Source organism: Amycolatopsis lurida (genome assembly GCF_900105055.1).
In the GTDB taxonomy this organism is placed as follows: Bacteria; Actinomycetota; Actinomycetes; order Mycobacteriales; family Pseudonocardiaceae; genus Amycolatopsis; species Amycolatopsis lurida.
Genome location: NZ_FNTA01000004.1, coordinates 4,760,346 through 4,775,990, shown reverse-complemented (window position 1 = coordinate 4,775,990; position 15,645 = coordinate 4,760,346). Strand labels below are relative to the sequence as shown.

Here is a 15,645-nt window from a genome sequence, read left to right as displayed (position 1 = left end):
GAACAGGATCTCCGGTCCCGCGGCTTTTGTCTGCGGTGTCACCTGCGCTTTCCCCGTTCGGCCCACGACGAAAGTAGGATCGGATGAACGCTCCGGGCGTCATCGGGCAATAGCGATCGTGCAGGTGATGAAAGACGATCACGAGCAGGCCGGCACGCGCGGGCTGGACAGACCGGATCTCGGTGGTCCGGATCCCGCACCCGTATTCGGCCTGCTCTTCGACGCCCACGCGGCCCCGCTCCAGCGCTATCTGGCGCGCCGCGTCGGCACGGAGACCGCGCACGACCTCGTCGCCGAGACCTTCCTCGTTGCGCTCCGGCGACGTGAGACGTATCGCCCCGAGGCAGGCACGGCGCGCGCGTGGCTCTACGGGATCGCGACGAACCTGCTGCGCCACCACGTCCGCACGGAGACCAGGGCGCTCAACGCCACGGCCAGGCTCGCGGCCGCCGGCCAGACGGTCTCGGCCGGGCACGACGGCCGCGTCGCCGAGCGGGTCGACGCCCAGTCCCGTGCGGCCCTGCTGGCGGGGGCCCTGGCGGAACTGAGCGTCGCGGACCGCGACACCCTGCTGCTGGTCTCGTGGGCGGGGCTGGATCCCGGCGAGGTCGCCGAGGCCTTGGGAATTCCCGCCGGGACGGTCAGATCACGGTTGCACCGGATCCGGAGATGGCTGCGCGCCAACGCACCGGAGTCCACAAAGGAGGGCGGCGGAAGTGCACGGCGATAACATCCGGAAGGTGTGGTCCGAGGCCGAACTCGACGAAGCGCTGGCCGACCTCCACGCCGGGCCCGAAACCCGGCAGGACGAACTTTCCCGCGCCAAGGCGGCGCTCCTGCGCGCGGCCGGTGACGCCGAGGACGAACTCCTTCCCATGACCGCGCCCCCGGTGAAGAAGCGGCCGGGCTCCTGGCGATGGATCGCGGCCGCGGCCGCCGCGGCGCTCGTGTCCGGCGGCGGGATCGTGGCGACGAACGTCTTCACCGTCGACGACGGCCCGGATCCCGCGGCCCACTCGACCGTCACCCAGGGCGAAGACGCCCTCGTAGGCCTCCACGGCGACGACTTCCCGATCCGGGACGACCAGTTCCGGCTCGTCACCGAGTCCACGTGGACCACGCATGTCACCAAGACGGGACTCGTCTACCAAACCCACGAGATCCTCGAACGATGGCTGCCGCCGCGCAGCTGGATGCGGGTCAAGACGCGCTTCACCGGAACCGGCGAGATCCGCTGGGTCAAGGGCGACTACCAGACGGCCAAGTCCCACGGCGAAACACTTCCGGGCCCGTCTTCCCACGTCACCGTGACGGAGGCCCGGTCGCCGCGGACGACCACCACGTCACCGGTGCCTCCTCCGGTCAAGACCTCCGAGGATCGGCTGCCGTCGGAAAGCGGGTGGACCGACCCGACGCCGGAGTTCCTTTCCGAACTGCCTACCGATCCGACGAAGCTGTCCGAGCGGCTCCGCCGCGACGGCCTCTGGCCGGACGGCCGCTCACCGGAGCAGGGGAACTCCACCCCCGAGATGTTCGAGATGGCCTTCCAAGTCCTCCGGTCCTCCCAAGGCTTCGGCGCGCTGCGGGTGGCACTGTGCGAAGCGCTCGCGAGGATGCCCGGTATCAACGTGGCGAGCGTGGTCACTCCCGGCGGACGGCCCGCGGTGTCCTTCACGGTCGCGTTGCCGGACCGGACGCGCACGTTCGTCGTCGACAAGGCGACGGCCGCCGTCGCCGGGAACCGCGCCGTCCGGTCCAACGGGCAGCACGAGGGCTGGCCGGGGCTGACCTTGTTCGACACGTCGATCTCGGTGGTGATCACCGACGACGGCGGCCCCAAGCCCAGCTAGCGCGCGTGCTTGGCGGCGTTGAGCGCGCTTCCGACGTCCGGGACCTCCAGCACCCGGATCCCCGGCGGGATCTTGCCGGAGTCCGGCGGCACCAGCGCGTAGGTGAAGCCGAGCCGGGCGGCCTCCGCGAGCCGCCGCCCGACGCTCGGCACCCGCCGGACCTCGCCCGACAGCCCGACCTCGCCCATCGCGACGAGTTTGGGCGAAAGCGGCGTGTCCCTCGCCGAGGAGATCAGGGCCAGCACCACCGCGAGGTCGATCCCGGGTTCGGTGATCTTCATGCCGCCGACCGTCGCCACGTAGACGTCCTTGTCGCCGACCTTGATGTTCGCCCGCTTCTCGACCACGGCCAGCACCATCGCGACGCGCGCCGAATCGAGCCCGCTCACCGCGCGCCGGGGCTGCGGTGACTGGGTCGCCGACACGAGCGCCTGCACCTCGCCCAGCAGCGGCCGCTTGCCCTCCATGGTCACCGTGACCGCGGTGCCCGCGACCGGCTCCGCGGTGTGGCTGAGGAACAGCCCTGACGGATCGGGCACACCGACGATGCCCTCCTCGACCAGTTCGAAGCAGCCGATCTCGTCGGCGGCGCCGAACCGGTTCTTGATGCCGCGCAGCATCCGCAGCGTCGAATGCTTGTCGCCCTCGAACTGCAGGACCACGTCGACCAGGTGCTCCAGCACGCGCGGCCCGGCGACCGATCCGTCCTTGGTGACGTGCCCGACCAGCACGATCGGCAGCCCGCGCTCCTTGGCCAGCGCGACCAGCCCGGAGGTGACCGCGCGGACCTGGGTGACGCCGCCCGGCGCGCCCTCCACCTGCGGCGAGGCCATGGTCTGGACCGAGTCGACGATCAGCACCCCCGGTTTGACCGCGTCGACGTGCCCGAGGATCGCGGAGAGATCGCTCTCGGCCGCGAGGAACATCTCGTCGTGGACGTTGCCGGTGCGCTCGGCGCGCAGGCGCACCTGCCCCGCCGACTCCTCGCCGGTGACGTAGAGCGCGCGGCCCGCGGTGGCCGCCCATTGGTAGGCGACCTCCAGCAGAAGGGTCGATTTGCCGACACCGGGCTCGCCCGCGAGCAGGATGACCGCGCCCGGCACGAAGCCGCCACCGAGCACCCGGTCCAGCTCGGAGACACCGGTGGGCTTCGCACGCGCCGTCTCGACGTCGACCTCGCCGATCGGGCGCGCCGGCGCGCTGGGCGCTCCCGCCGCGACCCTGGCTATCGCGGGACGGGCGTCGCCGCGTTCCTCGATGGTCCCCCACGCCTGACATTCGGGGCAGCGCCCGACCCACTTCGGCGCCTCGTATCCGCATTCACCGCAGCGGTAGGTGCTGCCTTTCTTGACCACCCCGCGAGGCTAGCGGCCACCACCGACAAACCACGGCAACGACGGGCTGAAGGGAGCTTTCCCCGCATGTGACGCAGCGAAAGGGCCCTTCACCGCATGGCATGCGGTGAAGGGCCCTTTCGGCTCGGCTACGAGAACTTAGTGCCCGCCGCCCTTGGGGGCTTCCTTCTCCGGCGCGGGCGCCCGGCTGCCCGGGTGCGACGGCGCGGCGACCGGCAGGTCGACCGTGATCGAGCCGGAGTTCTTGAAGACGAAGGTGACCTTGATGGTCTGGCCCGCCCACACCGGCTGCTTCAGGCCCTGCAGCTCGATCGTGGCCTTGCCCACCTGGTCCGGCGCGTTGGTCGTCTCCGGGCCCGCGGACGGCGTGACCGTCCCGGCGGAGCTCGACGGGGCACCCGACGACGAGGGGGCACCCGACGACGACGGCGCGCCCGAGGACGACGCCGGCGCGGAGGACGGGGCGCTCGTCGGGGCGACCTCCTTGGTCGACTCGACGGTGTCGGAGGGGCCGATCACGAGCGCGTGGCTCGCGGCGATGACCTTGGATCCGGTGATCTTGGCGTCACCGGCGGCGGCTTCGGAGGAGACCGAGACGAGCTCGTCGTCCAGCTTGCCCTGGTTCACGATGGTCAGCGTCAGCGGCGCGGCGGAACCGGCCGGGTACGCCTGCCCATCGGTCGGGAACTGGAGCGCGGCGTTCCGCAGCACCAGGTCCTTCGCCTGCGCGTACGTCCCGTTGACCGCGGGCTGCTGCGAGTCGGTCTGGGTGATCTGACCAGCACCGCAGCCGGCGAGCACGAGCGCGGCGCCGAGCGCCAGCACACCTGCGCCGAACACGCGACGATTCTGCAGCCTCACGTCGGAGTCCTTCCATCTCACGGCCTCTTCACCGCGAAGACTAGCCGGGCGCCTTCGCGGGCGGAGAACCCGGTGCGTGTTGACACCCCACCAATGCGGTGACGTGCCCAAGATCAACCGTCCACAAAGGATTTGGAAATCGTTCGCTTCTCACCAGCGTGAGCATGGGCGAATTGGGTTTGTCAACCCCCGGGCGGAGCACCGTCAGGCCGCTGACCTGCGACGACGATCGCGGGCCGCTAGGTGGGCCTCGTCGGCACGTGCTAAGATGAATTCAGCGAAAGGGGCAGAGGACACATGGTTTTCAAGGTCGGAGAGACCGTCGTCTACCCGCACCACGGTGCCGCACTCATCGAAGCCATCGAGACCCGCGTGATCAAGGGCGAGGAGAAGAAGTACCTCGTCCTCAAAGTCGCGCAAGGGGATCTTACGGTTCGCGTGCCCGCTGACAACGCCGAGATCGTCGGCGTTCGTGATGTCGTCGGGCAAGAAGGACTGGACAAGGTTTTCGACGTTCTGCGTGCTCCGCACACCGAAGAGCCCACCAACTGGTCTCGTCGGTACAAGGCCAACCTCGAGAAGCTCGCCTCCGGCGATGTGAACAAGGTGGCCGAAGTGGTGCGCGACCTCTGGCGGCGAGAGAAGGACCGCGGACTTTCAGCCGGCGAGAAGCGCATGCTGGCGAAGGCGCGGCAAATTCTGGTCAGCGAGCTGGCGCTCGCGGAGGGCACCGACGAGGACAAGGCTGAAGTCCTCCTCGACGAAGTTCTGGAAACCGCGGCAGTCTGAACCGGCGGGTGTCCCACGCCAGGTGAGGCTGCGAGGGATACCTCTACGATCGCGCACATATGAGCACCGTCCATATGAGCACAATCGTGTTCGTCACTGTCGTTCGTCACCATGCCTCCGACGCGGAGCTCGCTCTCGCGCCGGTCAATGGTGAAGCGCTACTCACGCACACTGTGCGGGGGCTGCTCGCTCTGCCGGATCTCGATCTGGTGGTCGTAGCGGCCCCCGAGCGGTGTGCTGTTTTGTTTTCGGCCGCTTTGAGCGGCTTCGAAGAGCGTTGCCGGATAGTACCCGGCGCGTCACTGGAGCATGCTTTCGACACCGTCGAAAAAGAGATCACCGGGAATCCGGTCTTCCTCGTGCACGACGCCTTGCGTGCCTTCACCCCCGCGGACACGATCCGTGCCGTCGCGGACGCGGTCCGCGCGGGCTCGCCTTTCGTGGTTCCCGTCCTGCCGATGGCGGACACCGTGAAGGTGACCGACGCGGCGAAGGTGATCACAGGCACCGAAGACCGCGCATACCTGCGCACGGCCCAAACCCCGCTCGGCTTCACCCGTGAGACTTTTCTCTCGTATGTCGACAAGCCGTCTCTCGACGGCGCGCACACCATCGCCGGGCACCCGGATGCGATGCGCGTCACCACCGCGTTCGAACTGAAACTGGCCGAGGCGATCGCGGTGGCCGGGAAAGAGGAAGTGCTGTGATCCCCCCCGATTCCCGGGATGAGTCGCTAACGTGATCGCGGTCGCGGTCTAACGGCGAGAAGAGGAAACCCTGTGAGGATCGGCAACGGCGTCGACGTCCACCCCGTCGAGGCGGGCCGCGAATGCTGGATCGCCGGTCTTCTCTGGCCCGGCGTCGACGGCTGCGCGGGCCATTCGGACGGCGACGTCGCGGCGCACGCGTTGTGCGACGCGCTCCTGTCCGCCGCCGGGCTCGGCGATCTCGGCGCGGTGTTCGGCACCGGCGACCCGCGATGGGCGGGCAAGCACGGCGTCGAGTTCCTCGCGGAGGCGCGACGCCTGGTCGAGGCGGGCGGCTGGACCGTCGGGAACGCGACCGTCCAGATCGTGGGCAACGCGCCGCGCGTCGGGAAGCGCCGCGAAGAGGCGCAGAAGGTGTTGAGCGAGGCCGTCGGCGGGCCGGTGAGCGTCTCCGGGACGACGACCGACGGGCTCGGCCTGACCGGACGCGGCGAGGGCATCGCGGCGTTCGCGACGGCGCTGCTCCTGCCCTCGCAGGAATAGCCGCCGCCGGGAGCCGGTTCGGCCTGTCATGGCAGTCACACTTCCCGAACCGGTTCGCGAACTGGTGGACGGCAAGAACTTCGCGACCGTGGCCACGCTGGACGCCGACGGCGGTCCGCAGACCTCGGTCATCTGGGTGGGCCTCGACGACGGCGATCTGGTCTTCAGCGCCACCGAAGACCGGCTGAAGGTGCGGAACCTGCGTCGCGATCCGCGCGCGAGCGTGTCGATCACCGACGCGGAGAACCCGTACCGGCACACGCAACTGCGCGGCACGGTCACGATCACCCCGGACCCCGGGAAGACGTTGCCGAAGACGCTCAGCCACAAGTACCTCGGCCAGGACCCGCCGCCGGAGGGCGACGACGTCCAGCGGGTGATCGTCCGCCTGCGGGTCGAACGGATCGCCGGGAACGTCCGGTGATCAGGCTGCTTAGGATTCAGCCATGGGTGTGACCTTCAACGACGCGACCAAGAAACTCCTCGACGGCAACAACTTCCCGGTGCTGGCGACCATCAACGCCGACGGCTCCGCGCAGACGTCCGTGCTGTGGGCGAAGCGGGACGGCGACACGGTGGTCTTCGCGACCGTCCGCGGCCGTCTCAAGGAGCGGAACATGGCCAGGGACCCGCGGGTGTCCGTCTCGGTCTTCGACCAGGAGAACCCGTACGACTACGTCGAGATCCGCGGGACCGTGGAGATGACCGACGAGGGCGGGCGCGAGCTGATCAACGAGCTCTCGCACAAGTACCTCGGCAAGGACTACCCGGAGGAGCCGGCGGACGTCGTCCGCGTGCTGGTCCGGATCACGCCCACCAAGATCACCGGTAACGCCGCCTGACACACGCCATGAGAGGCCCCTTCATCGCGAATTTTGCGACGAAGGGGCCTTTCATCTCACAAGCGGGGGGCGGCGAGGATCCCACGATCGTGGCTAATGTGGGGTTCGTGACCTTTCGCGCTGTGTTGTTCGACTTCTCCGGCACGGTCTTCCGGCTCGAACAGGACGAGACCTGGCTCGCCGACCTCACCGACCACGAAGGCGAGAGCCTCGACATCGAGGCCCAGACCGAACTGATGCGCCGGATGACCGCGCCGGTCGGCCAGGTCGTCGATCTCGACGAGGAGCATTTGCACGCCTGGAACCACCGCGACCGCGACCCGGTGCTGCACCGGAAGGTGTACCTCGAGGTCCTCAAGCAGTCCGGGGTGCCGCACGCCGACCAGGCCGTCGCGCTCTACACCCGGCTGATCGATCCCACCCAGTGGACGCCGTACCCGGACACCGAAGCCGTTCTCAAGGGCGTCTCCGGCAAGGGCGTGAAACTCGGCGTGCTGAGCAACATCGCCTTCGACATCCGGCCCGCCTTCGGGCGCCGGGGCTGGGACGCCTACGTCGACGAGTTCATCCTGTCGTTCGAGGTCGGAGCGGTGAAGCCGGAGCCGGAGATCTTCCGCACGGCCGTCGAGCGGCTCGGGGTCGACCCCGCGGAAACGCTCATGGTCGGCGACAGCGAGGAGGCCGACGGCGCCGCACGCGAGATCGGCTGCGCGTTCGCGCTGGTAGAGCCGCTGCCGACGACCGAGCGGCCGGACGCCCTGCTCACCGTCATGCGCGCCCATAACGTGCTGTAATACGGTCACTGCGACACCGCTCACGCCGACCCCGTACCCTTTTAGGGTGGCACTACACCTCTATGACACGGCGACCCGGAGCGTGCGGGAATTCCATCCCGCCCGTAGCGGAACGGCGTCCATGTACGTGTGTGGTGCCACCGTGCAGGGTGTTCCCCATATCGGCCACGTCCGCGGCGCGCTGAACTACGACGTCCTGCGCCGCTGGCTCGTCCACAGTGGACTCGATGTGCTGATGGTCCGCAACGTCACCGACATCGACGACAAGATCCTCACCAAGGCCGCCGCGGCGGATCGTCCCTGGTGGGAGTGGGCGGCCACGCACGAGCGCGCCTTCGAGTCGGCGTACGAAGCCCTCGGCTGCTTGCCGCCTTCGATCGCCCCTCGGGCGACAGGGCATGTCACGCAGATGGTCGAGCTGATGCAGCGGCTGATCGACGGCGGGCACGCGTACGCCTCGGGCGGCGACGTGTACTTCTCGGTCAAGGCGTTCGACGGCTACGGCGATCTCTCCGGCCAGAAGCTCGACGAGGTCCAGCAGGGTGAGAGCCTCGGCGAGGGCAAGCGCGACGCGCGCGACTTCACGCTGTGGAAGGCCGCGAAGCCGGGCGAGCCCTCGTGGCCGACGCCGTGGGGTTCCGGCCGTCCCGGCTGGCACCTCGAATGCTCGGCGATGGCGACGGCGTATCTCGGCGCGGAGTTCGACATCCACGGCGGCGGCGTCGACCTGGTGTTCCCGCACCACGAGAACGAGCGCGCCCAGTCGAACGCGGCGGGCGACCCGTTCGCGCGGTTCTGGCTGCACAACGCCTGGGTGACCATGTCCGGCGAGAAGATGTCGAAGTCGCTGGGCAACACGGTCTCGATCCCGCAGATGCTCAAGGACTACCGGGCGCCCGAACTGCGGTACTACCTGGTCCAGCCGCACTACCGGTCGACGATCGAGTACTCCGACGGAGCGCTCGCCGAAGCCGCGCAGGGCTACCGGCGGATCGAGCAGTTCCTCCGCCGCACGGCGGGCATCGCCGGCGCGGTCCACCTCGGCGAGATCCCGGACGGGTTCGCCGCCGCGCTCGACGACGACCTGGCCACTCCGCAGGCCTTCGCAGTGCTGCACAACACCGTCCGCGATGGTAACGCCGCCCTCGACACGGCCGACAATTCCAAGGCACTCGAAATCGCCGCCGCCGTGCGCGCGATGACCGACGTGCTCGGCCTCGACCCGCTCTCCGCGCGCTGGTCCGAGGCGGGCGGCAATGAGACGCCCACCCGGCAGGCGCTGTCCGAACTCGTGGAAGGGCTGCTCACCGAACGGCAGCAGGCCCGCGCCGAGAAGGACTTCGCCCGTGCGGACGCCGCGCGTGACCGCCTCCAGCAGGCGGGCATCGTGGTGGAGGACACCCCGAACGGTCCACAGTGGACCGTCAAGGACGTCTGACACTTACTCGGTTTCTAGCTCAAGGATTCTCACTGATGGCAGGCAACTCCCGGCGCCAGGGCGCTATTCGCAAGCCCGGCACGAAGAAGGGTCAGGTCGTCGGCTCCGGCGGCCAGCGCCGGAAGGGCCTCGAAGGCAAGGGCCCGACGCCCAAGGCCGAGGACCGGCCCGGCCACAAGGCGTACCGGATGGCCAACGCGCGTGACCGCAAGGACCAGGCGCGGCAGAAGAAGGCCGACAAGCCGGAACTGATCGCCGGGCGCAACCCGGTGGTCGAGGCGCTGCGCGCCGACGTGCCCGCCACCGCGCTGTACGTCGCGATCAACATCGAGATCGACGACCGCGTGAACGAGGCCGTCCGGCTCGCCGGCGACAAGGGCATCTCGATCCTGGAGATCCCGCGCGAGGAACTGGACCGCAAGACCAACCGGGCCATGCACCAGGGCCTCGGCCTGCAGGTCCCGCCGTTCGTCTACGCCGATCCGCGTGACCTGATGGCCGTGGCGAAGGACTCGGGGCAGACCCCGCTGTTCGTCGCGCTCGACGGCGTCACGGACCCGCGCAACCTCGGCGCGGTGATCCGCTCGGCCGCCGCGTTCGGCGCGCAGGGGGTCCTCCTGCCGGAGCGGCGCAGCGCGGGCATGACCGCGGTCGCGTGGCGGACCTCCGCCGGTACCGCGGCCAAGCTGCCGATCGCCGTCGCGACCAACCTGACCCGTCAGCTGAAGGCGTGGAAGGACGACGGCCTGATGGTCGTCGGCCTCGACGCGGACGGCTCGGTGGACATCGACGAACTCGACCTCGCGGCGGATCCGCTGGTCATCGTGCTCGGCTCGGAAGGCCGCGGGCTGTCCCGGCTGGTGCGCGAGACCTGCGACGCGACCGTGTCGATCCCGATGGCGGCGGGCGTCGAATCGCTCAACGCTTCGGTCGCGGCCGGGGTGCTGCTGGCCGAGGTGGCTCGCCGCCGACGGCTCGCGGGACGTGTCTGACCCCGCACTTCGCCACACGGTGCGGGAACCTCAGGCTAAGGTCACCAGCGGATAATGCGTAACCGCCCTGGGGGACCCCGCACCGATGTCGTTCATTTCACCGCTGTTCCTGTGGTACTTCATGCCGGCGGTCCTGCTCGCTGTTCTGGTGTGCCCGCGCAGCTGGCGGAACGGCATCGTCGCGGTCGGCAGCCTGATCTTCTACGCCACCGGCGCGGGGCCGTACACGCTGGTCCTGCTCGGCTGCATGGTGGTCAACTTCCTGGCCGGGCCCGCGCTGGAGCCGAACGCTTGGGACCTGCAGAACAAGCGGCGCAAGCGGCTGCTGCTCGGCGTCATCGGCCTCAACGTCGGCATGCTGCTGATCTGGAAGTACGCCGGGTTCGCGACGCAGCAGATCGCGGCCGTGACGCACTGGTTCGGCGGCGATTTCCCGGTGGCCGACCTGGTCATCCCGATCGGCATCTCGTTCTACACGTTCCACCACATCTCCTACGTGGTGGACATCTACCGCGGTGAACGCCGCGCGCTGCGCAACCCGGTGTCGTTCGCCGCGTACATCGCGATGTTCCCCCAGCTGGTGGCCGGGCCGATCGTGCGGTTCCGGGAGATCGCCGACCAGCTGCCGCAGCAACGGTCCCACCGCCTCGACGACATCGCCGCCGGTTTCCCTCGGTTCGCGCTCGGGCTGTGCAAGAAGACGATCATCGCGGACTCGCTCAGCCCGATGGTGGACGCCTGCTTCAACACGCCACCGGACCAGATGACCTTCGCGATCGCCTGGCTCGGCGCGATCGGGTACACGCTTCAGCTGTTCTTCGACTTCTCCGGATACTCCGACATGGCGATCGGGCTCGGCCGCATGCTCGGCTTCCGGCTCCCGGAGAACTTCGCGAGACCGTACTCGTCGGTGACGATCACCGAGTTCTGGCGGCGGTGGCACATGTCGCTGTCGCGCTGGTTCCGCGACTACGTCTACATCCCGCTGGGCGGCAACCGCGCCGGCGCCGGGCGCACCTACCGGAACCTCTGCATCGTGTTCGTGCTGACCGGGTTCTGGCACGGCGCGCAGTGGACGTTCCTGATCTGGGGCATGTATCACGGCGCGATCCTGATCGTGGAACGCGCTTTCGGCTACGACGTCACCCCCGAGTCGCAGGCCGCCCGCATCGGCCGCCGCGCGCTGACACTCGTTCTCGTGGTCTTCGGCTGGGTGTTCTTCCGCGCCAAGGATCTGCCGCACGCGCTCGGCATGATCGGGCACATGGTGCTGCCGGACTTCACGGGCCTCACCGACGTCGTCGAGAGCGCGGTGACCAACCAGCGGCTGGTCATCCTGCTGTGCGCGCTGGCGATAGTGTTCCTGCCCGCGCATCCGGTGACCGGGCCGCTGCTGGAGTCCTCGCGGAGCCGCGCCGCCACGGCGCTGCGGATCGGTGTGATGACCGTCGGGCTGGTGTACGCGGCCATCCTGATCGCGACCGGGACGTTCAGCCCGTTCCTCTACTACCAGTTCTGAGGGAGCCCGGAAGATGACCGAACCGACCGATCTGGCCAAGCTGCCCGGCGTGATCCCGTACGTCGACAACCACGACGGTCCGCGGCGGCTGCTCACCATCGAGATACGCCCGTTCCCGTCGTCCATGGTGCCGTACGCGCCCTTCGTGAGCATCGACGGCAGGCAGTTCGTGGTCTCCTGGGGGGCGGTCACCTTCGAGATCCCCGCCGACCGGAACGTCCACGTCAGCGCACACCTGCACACCAATTACGGGTCACAGGCCGCCGCGACGCCGTTCGCCTCGATCGTCCTGGCTCCGCATCAGGAGCCCGTCCGGCTGACCACCCAGTTCACCGGCAAGGGTGGTTCGATCTTCCCGGTCGGCTAGCTTCGCCGCATGACCGACGACTGGAAGCGGGATCGGATCGGTTCGGCGCTGCGCGGGGAGAACCCGACGGTGCTGCGGCGGCTGGACGCGGGCTTCGCGGTGATCGGCGATACGCAGTTCCTTCCTGGTTACTGCGTTCTGCTGACCGATTCTCCCCGCGCCGGCAGGCTGACCGACCTATCGCGGCCGCGGCGGCTGGAGTTCCTGGGGGACATGGAGTTGCTCGGCGAAGCCGTCGAAAACGTCTGTGCGCGTAGGGATCCGGGTTTCCGCAGGGTGAATCTGGAGATCCTGGGCAATACGGATCCGTTCCTGCACGCCCATGTTTGGCCGCGGTACGACTGGGAACCGGCCGACGTGGTCGGACGGCCGGTCTGGCTGTATCCAGTGGAGAACTGGGCCGCTTCGCTCGGACCTCAGCACGACTCGCTGCGTTCAGAGCTGACCGCGGAGATCGACAGGCTGCGTGCCGCGTCGAGTACAAGCTGAGCGAACTCCTTGCCCCGCACCATCGGCAGGTAGTGCCCGGCTTTCGGCACGGTGACGAGGCGCCCGTCGGCGCAGGCGTCGAGAAAGCGGCGTTCGTGGCGACGGAAGTGATCGCATGACCCGTTGACGATCCAGGCGGGGCCCGGATAGGCCGCGAGTTCCGCCAGCACGTCGAAGTCCGCGAAGGCCTTGGCGACGTCCGGGATGACCTCGGTCGCGATGCCGCCGCCGATCACCTCTTCGGCGAGTTTCGGTGGCAGGGCACTTCGGAACTGCCGTCGGCTGAGACCTTCACCCCGGTCCGGGAGCCGCATGAGCAAGCGGTGCGCTACGCGGAACGGTGTCTCCAGCGTTCTGCCGGGCAGGTAAGTCGAACCCGCGACGACGAGGCCTGCCACGCGCTCCGGATACCGCGCGGCCGCGGCGATGGCGACGTAACCACCGAGGGAATGCCCGACGACCAGAGCGGGCTCCTCGGCGGCATCGGCGACCGCGTCCGCCGCGGCTGCCAGGGTGAACCGCTCGCCTCGCCGCGTGCCGTGTCCCGGCAGGTCGACCGCTTTCGCGGGATGCGCCGAGCGTTCCAGCTGCTCGGTCCAGGCGGCGCGACTGAGCCGGATGCCGTGGACGAAAACGAGGGGGACCATGGAGTACCTCCTGAAAGCAACGCACCGTTGCGTTGCAACGTACGCCTGCCCGCCACACAACGCAACGGTGCGTTGTATTGTTGCCCGGTGAGCACCCGGAACGGCCCGCGCAAGGCCGAGGCGATCTTCGCCGCCACCCTCGAACTTCTGGCCGAGCACGGCTACGACAAGCTCGCCATCGAGGCCGTCGCCGCCCGGTCCGGCGTCAACAAGACGACGCTGTACCGATGGTGGCCGTCGAAGGACGCGCTTCTGGCCGCCGCGCTGCGCGATTCCGATCTGTTCGCCGTCGACCTCCCCGACACCGGCAGCCTGCGTGGCGATCTTCTCGCCGTGGCAACGCAAATCCACCGGCTGCTGACCTCGGACCGCACCGCACCGGTCGTCACGGCGACCTTGACCGCGGGCCCCCGGCGCCCCGAACTCGGTGACGTGGCGAGAAGTTTCTTCGCCGACCGCATGGCACGCGAAGAGCCGATCTTCGAACGCGCCACCGCGAGAGGCGAGCTGCGCGGCGGCGTCGATCCGGTTCTGGTGATGGATCTGCTCGCGGGATCGATCTGGTTCCGGCTGCTGTTGCGCGGGGACGAAGCCGGTCCGAATTTTCTCGAAGAGGTCGTCGACACGGTATTGGATGGTGCCGCGTGAAAACCGCACTGAAGATCGAATCCGAGCGGCTCGAAGATTATCTCGCCGCCGACGCGATCGTCGATCACGATCACCCCCTGATCCGCGAAACGGCTGACGGACTGTCACCGACCGGTGGCACCGAAGTCGACGTGATTCGTTCGATGTTTCACTTCGTGCGCGACGAGATCGACCATACGGTGGACGCCGCCGATCCCCGGGTCACTCTTATGGCCTCCGAGGTTCTGCGCGAGGGAGTCGGGCTCTGCTACGCGAAGGCCCACCTGCTGGCCGCTTTGCTTCGCAGCCAAGGCATCCCGGCCGGGTTCTGTTACCAGCGGATCGGCGTTCTGCACGGGCTCAACGGCGTGTACCTCGCCGGCCTGGACCGGTGGATCCGGCTCGACCCCAGAGGCAACAAAAACGGTGCGGACGCGCGCTTTCCTTTAATACAAGCGAGCCTGCCGGAAGAGGAGCGGCTCGCGTGGCCCCTGGACCCGAGCAAGGGCGAGATCGACTTCCCCACGGTGTACGCCGCACCGTCTTCGGCGGTCGTCGAAACCTTGTCGTCGGCGAAGCCCGGACCCGCGTGGTACGAAGGAATCCTTCCGCACGCTCCGTGAGTGGTTTTTCCGCGATCCGGCGAAACCTCCGATGCGAAACCGGCATCGCGGTGCGTCACATTCGTTGTTGGTAGCTTTCCCCCGAATTTCTTATTTCGACATTGTCACGATGCGCGTAGAGTAACTCCCCGCACTCAAACAGATACGCACTGCGTTCGTCCGTTCGAGTGCTGATCAAGGAGGTGACCTTCGTGCCCGCGGAAGCCGATCGGCTCCGCCGTACCCCGTTGCAAGAGATCTTCTGGACCAGGACGAGTCTGCTGCTCACCGTACTGGTCGTCGTCGCGGGCTTCAGCCTGTGGATCTCCAGCATGATGGATCCCGGCGCCGGCAAGACGCTGCTCACTTCACTGGGCACCGGCACCCTGATCTCCGCGGTGGTCGGCTTCGGCCAGACCCTGATCACCGCCACCGCGTCACAGCGCGCGATGGTGACCCCGGTGATCGAGGAAAGCCGCCGGGCGCTGGAAGCGCTCAGCGCCGAATATCGTTCGCTCAACAAGGAATTCTTCCCCACCCACGTCTTCGAGGCGACCACCGATCCGGATCCGCTGTTCAACCGGGTCATGACCGAAGACCTCGACATGACCAGGCACTACTTCTTCCGCGGGTTCTCCGGCAGGCACGCGGCGGCTCGCTTGCTGTTGTCCCGCACCGAAAGGGAGCTTCGCGTGGTCATCGCCGACCCCCGCGACGAGGGAGCGATCGCCGGCAGGGCGCGCTACCTGTTGCGCAGCGAAGAAGCGGGGATGGACTACGAGACGATCCGGAAGCGGCTCAACGACGAGATCAGCATCGGTCTCGTGGGATTGTTCCTGGCGCGCAGCCGGTGCTCGCTGGTGGACATCACCGTCGTCGCCGATCCGCCACTGGACCGGCTCGAAGTGTTCGACGAGAGCGTTTGGGTGACCTTGTACAGCGACATCCGCGGCGCGACCACGTTGTATCCGCGCACGCTGCGGTTCAGCGAAGGTTCGTTCCTGTACAACAAGGAACGCTCCGAGTTCCTGCGTGTGTCCCAATCCCGTTCCGGACGGCACTTCCGCATTTCGACCACGACGACGAGGGCGGATTTCCTCGCCCTGTACGAAAAGATCACCGGCTCTCCCCTGTCCGAAGAGAACTTCCTCGATCTGGAAGGGAAATTCCACACCTTCCGGAGGGAGTTCACCACACTCGCCGGGTTGAACCCCTGACCTCTC

The 15,645-nt window shown here is 68.2% G+C and carries 19 protein-coding genes; 16 read left to right on the top strand and 3 right to left on the bottom strand.

The genetic code is table 11. The features are described from left to right. Nucleotides 1-118 precede the first annotated feature (118 nt). Both BLW75_RS27935 and BLW75_RS27930 read left to right on the top strand, forming a co-directional pair. A complete protein-coding gene (locus BLW75_RS27935; RefSeq protein WP_198935711.1) occupies nt 119-730 on the top strand; it encodes an RNA polymerase sigma factor in 612 nt (203 codons plus the stop codon). After that, nucleotides 717-1,850 (top strand): CU044_5270 family protein, encoded by a 1,134-nt coding sequence (locus BLW75_RS27930; protein ID WP_034310212.1) that lies wholly within the window; start codon nt 717-719, stop codon nt 1,848-1,850. The genes BLW75_RS27935 and BLW75_RS27930 overlap by 14 nt, the downstream gene beginning before the upstream one ends. Here the strand turns inward: BLW75_RS27930 and radA are convergent. Next, nucleotides 1,847-3,205 carry a DNA repair protein RadA gene (gene radA, locus BLW75_RS27925; protein ID WP_034310209.1) on the bottom strand — a complete coding sequence of 453 codons (1,359 nt, stop codon included), beginning with the start codon at nt 3,203-3,205 and terminating at the stop codon, nt 1,847-1,849. The two genes, BLW75_RS27930 and radA, sit on opposite strands and share 4 nt — an antisense overlap. A gap of 138 nt (nt 3,206-3,343) precedes the next feature. Further along, a complete protein-coding gene (locus BLW75_RS27920) occupies nt 3,344-4,066 on the bottom strand; it encodes a copper chaperone PCu(A)C domain-containing protein (protein ID WP_034310208.1) in 723 nt (240 codons plus the stop codon). A 297-nt stretch (nt 4,067-4,363) separates the two neighbouring features. Here BLW75_RS27920 and BLW75_RS27915 point away from each other — a divergent pair, with 297 nt between their 5' ends. The 11 genes from BLW75_RS27915 (at nt 4,364) to BLW75_RS27865 (ending at nt 12,546) form a co-directional block, all read left to right on the top strand. Then, the gene (locus BLW75_RS27915) at nt 4,364-4,855 is read left to right on the top strand and encodes a CarD family transcriptional regulator (protein WP_005165253.1); all 492 of its coding nucleotides are present in this window, start codon (nt 4,364-4,366) and stop codon (nt 4,853-4,855) included. Nucleotides 4,856-4,929: 74 nt separating this feature from the next. Then, nucleotides 4,930-5,562 carry an IspD/TarI family cytidylyltransferase gene (locus BLW75_RS27910; RefSeq protein ID WP_034310205.1) on the top strand — a complete coding sequence of 211 codons (633 nt, stop codon included), beginning with the start codon at nt 4,930-4,932 and terminating at the stop codon, nt 5,560-5,562. Between the two features lie 72 nt (nt 5,563-5,634). Then, nucleotides 5,635-6,105 (top strand): 2-C-methyl-D-erythritol 2,4-cyclodiphosphate synthase, encoded by a 471-nt coding sequence (gene ispF / locus BLW75_RS27905; RefSeq protein WP_034310203.1) that lies wholly within the window; start codon nt 5,635-5,637, stop codon nt 6,103-6,105. Nucleotides 6,106-6,133: 28 nt separating this feature from the next. Then, on the top strand, nt 6,134-6,529 hold the full coding sequence (locus tag BLW75_RS27900; protein WP_034310201.1) for a PPOX class F420-dependent oxidoreductase: 396 nt from the start codon (nt 6,134-6,136) through the stop codon (nt 6,527-6,529). 22 nt (nt 6,530-6,551) lie between these two features. Beyond that, on the top strand, nt 6,552-6,947 hold the full coding sequence (locus BLW75_RS27895; protein WP_034310197.1) for a PPOX class F420-dependent oxidoreductase: 396 nt from the start codon (nt 6,552-6,554) through the stop codon (nt 6,945-6,947). Nucleotides 6,948-7,054: 107 nt separating this feature from the next. Continuing rightward, nucleotides 7,055-7,741 (top strand): HAD family hydrolase, encoded by a 687-nt coding sequence (locus BLW75_RS27890; RefSeq protein ID WP_034310341.1) that lies wholly within the window; start codon nt 7,055-7,057, stop codon nt 7,739-7,741. A 46-nt stretch (nt 7,742-7,787) separates the two neighbouring features. Next, nucleotides 7,788-9,179, top strand: coding sequence for a cysteine--tRNA ligase (gene cysS / locus BLW75_RS27885; protein ID WP_034310195.1), 1,392 nt, complete (start codon nt 7,788-7,790; stop codon nt 9,177-9,179). A gap of 35 nt (nt 9,180-9,214) precedes the next feature. Further along, complete coding sequence (rlmB, locus tag BLW75_RS27880) at nt 9,215-10,171, top strand: 23S rRNA (guanosine(2251)-2'-O)-methyltransferase RlmB (protein WP_034310192.1); 957 nt, start codon at nt 9,215-9,217, stop codon at nt 10,169-10,171. An 85-nt stretch (nt 10,172-10,256) separates the two neighbouring features. Next, nucleotides 10,257-11,690, top strand: coding sequence for an MBOAT family O-acyltransferase (locus BLW75_RS27875; RefSeq protein WP_034310189.1), 1,434 nt, complete (start codon nt 10,257-10,259; stop codon nt 11,688-11,690). A 13-nt stretch (nt 11,691-11,703) separates the two neighbouring features. Beyond that, nucleotides 11,704-12,057, top strand: a complete 354-nt coding sequence (locus BLW75_RS27870) for a hypothetical protein (protein ID WP_034310186.1) — start codon at nt 11,704-11,706, stop codon at nt 12,055-12,057. A 9-nt stretch (nt 12,058-12,066) separates the two neighbouring features. After that, nucleotides 12,067-12,546: an HIT family protein gene (locus BLW75_RS27865; RefSeq protein ID WP_034310184.1), complete on the top strand. Its 480-nt coding sequence runs from the start codon at nt 12,067-12,069 to the stop codon at nt 12,544-12,546. Here BLW75_RS27865 and BLW75_RS27860 read toward each other — a convergent pair. Beyond that, the gene (locus tag BLW75_RS27860; protein ID WP_034310181.1) at nt 12,474-13,193 is read right to left on the bottom strand and encodes an alpha/beta fold hydrolase; all 720 of its coding nucleotides are present in this window, start codon (nt 13,191-13,193) and stop codon (nt 12,474-12,476) included. The two genes, BLW75_RS27865 and BLW75_RS27860, sit on opposite strands and share 73 nt — an antisense overlap. A gap of 87 nt (nt 13,194-13,280) precedes the next feature. Here BLW75_RS27860 and BLW75_RS27855 point away from each other — a divergent pair, with 87 nt between their 5' ends. The 3 genes from BLW75_RS27855 to BLW75_RS27845 all read left to right on the top strand — a co-directional run bounded on the left by BLW75_RS27855 (nt 13,281) and on the right by BLW75_RS27845 (nt 15,639). Next, nucleotides 13,281-13,841, top strand: coding sequence for a TetR/AcrR family transcriptional regulator (locus tag BLW75_RS27855; protein WP_034310179.1), 561 nt, complete (start codon nt 13,281-13,283; stop codon nt 13,839-13,841). After that, nucleotides 13,838-14,443: a transglutaminase-like domain-containing protein gene (locus tag BLW75_RS27850; RefSeq protein WP_034310178.1), complete on the top strand. Its 606-nt coding sequence runs from the start codon at nt 13,838-13,840 to the stop codon at nt 14,441-14,443. The genes BLW75_RS27855 and BLW75_RS27850 overlap by 4 nt, the downstream gene beginning before the upstream one ends. A 149-nt stretch (nt 14,444-14,592) precedes the next feature. Beyond that, entirely contained in the window at nt 14,593-15,639 is a 1,047-nt protein-coding gene (locus BLW75_RS27845) for a hypothetical protein (RefSeq protein ID WP_241783516.1), read from the top strand. Nucleotides 15,640-15,645: the final 6 nt, after the last annotated feature.

Coding starts and splice junctions, on each gene's coding strand:
- BLW75_RS27915 (WP_005165253.1), top strand. CDS start 4,364: ATGGTTTTCAAGGTCGGAGAGACCGTCGTCTACCCGCACCACGGTGCC.
- BLW75_RS27910 (WP_034310205.1), top strand. CDS start 4,930: ATGAGCACAATCGTGTTCGTCACTGTCGTTCGTCACCATGCCTCCGAC.
- BLW75_RS27900 (WP_034310201.1), top strand. CDS start 6,134: ATGGCAGTCACACTTCCCGAACCGGTTCGCGAACTGGTGGACGGCAAG.
- BLW75_RS27895 (WP_034310197.1), top strand. CDS start 6,552: ATGGGTGTGACCTTCAACGACGCGACCAAGAAACTCCTCGACGGCAAC.
- rlmB (WP_034310192.1), top strand. CDS start 9,215: ATGGCAGGCAACTCCCGGCGCCAGGGCGCTATTCGCAAGCCCGGCACG.
- BLW75_RS27875 (WP_034310189.1), top strand. CDS start 10,257: ATGTCGTTCATTTCACCGCTGTTCCTGTGGTACTTCATGCCGGCGGTC.
- BLW75_RS27870 (WP_034310186.1), top strand. CDS start 11,704: ATGACCGAACCGACCGATCTGGCCAAGCTGCCCGGCGTGATCCCGTAC.
- BLW75_RS27865 (WP_034310184.1), top strand. CDS start 12,067: ATGACCGACGACTGGAAGCGGGATCGGATCGGTTCGGCGCTGCGCGGG.
- BLW75_RS27860 (WP_034310181.1), bottom strand. CDS start 13,193: ATGGTCCCCCTCGTTTTCGTCCACGGCATCCGGCTCAGTCGCGCCGCC.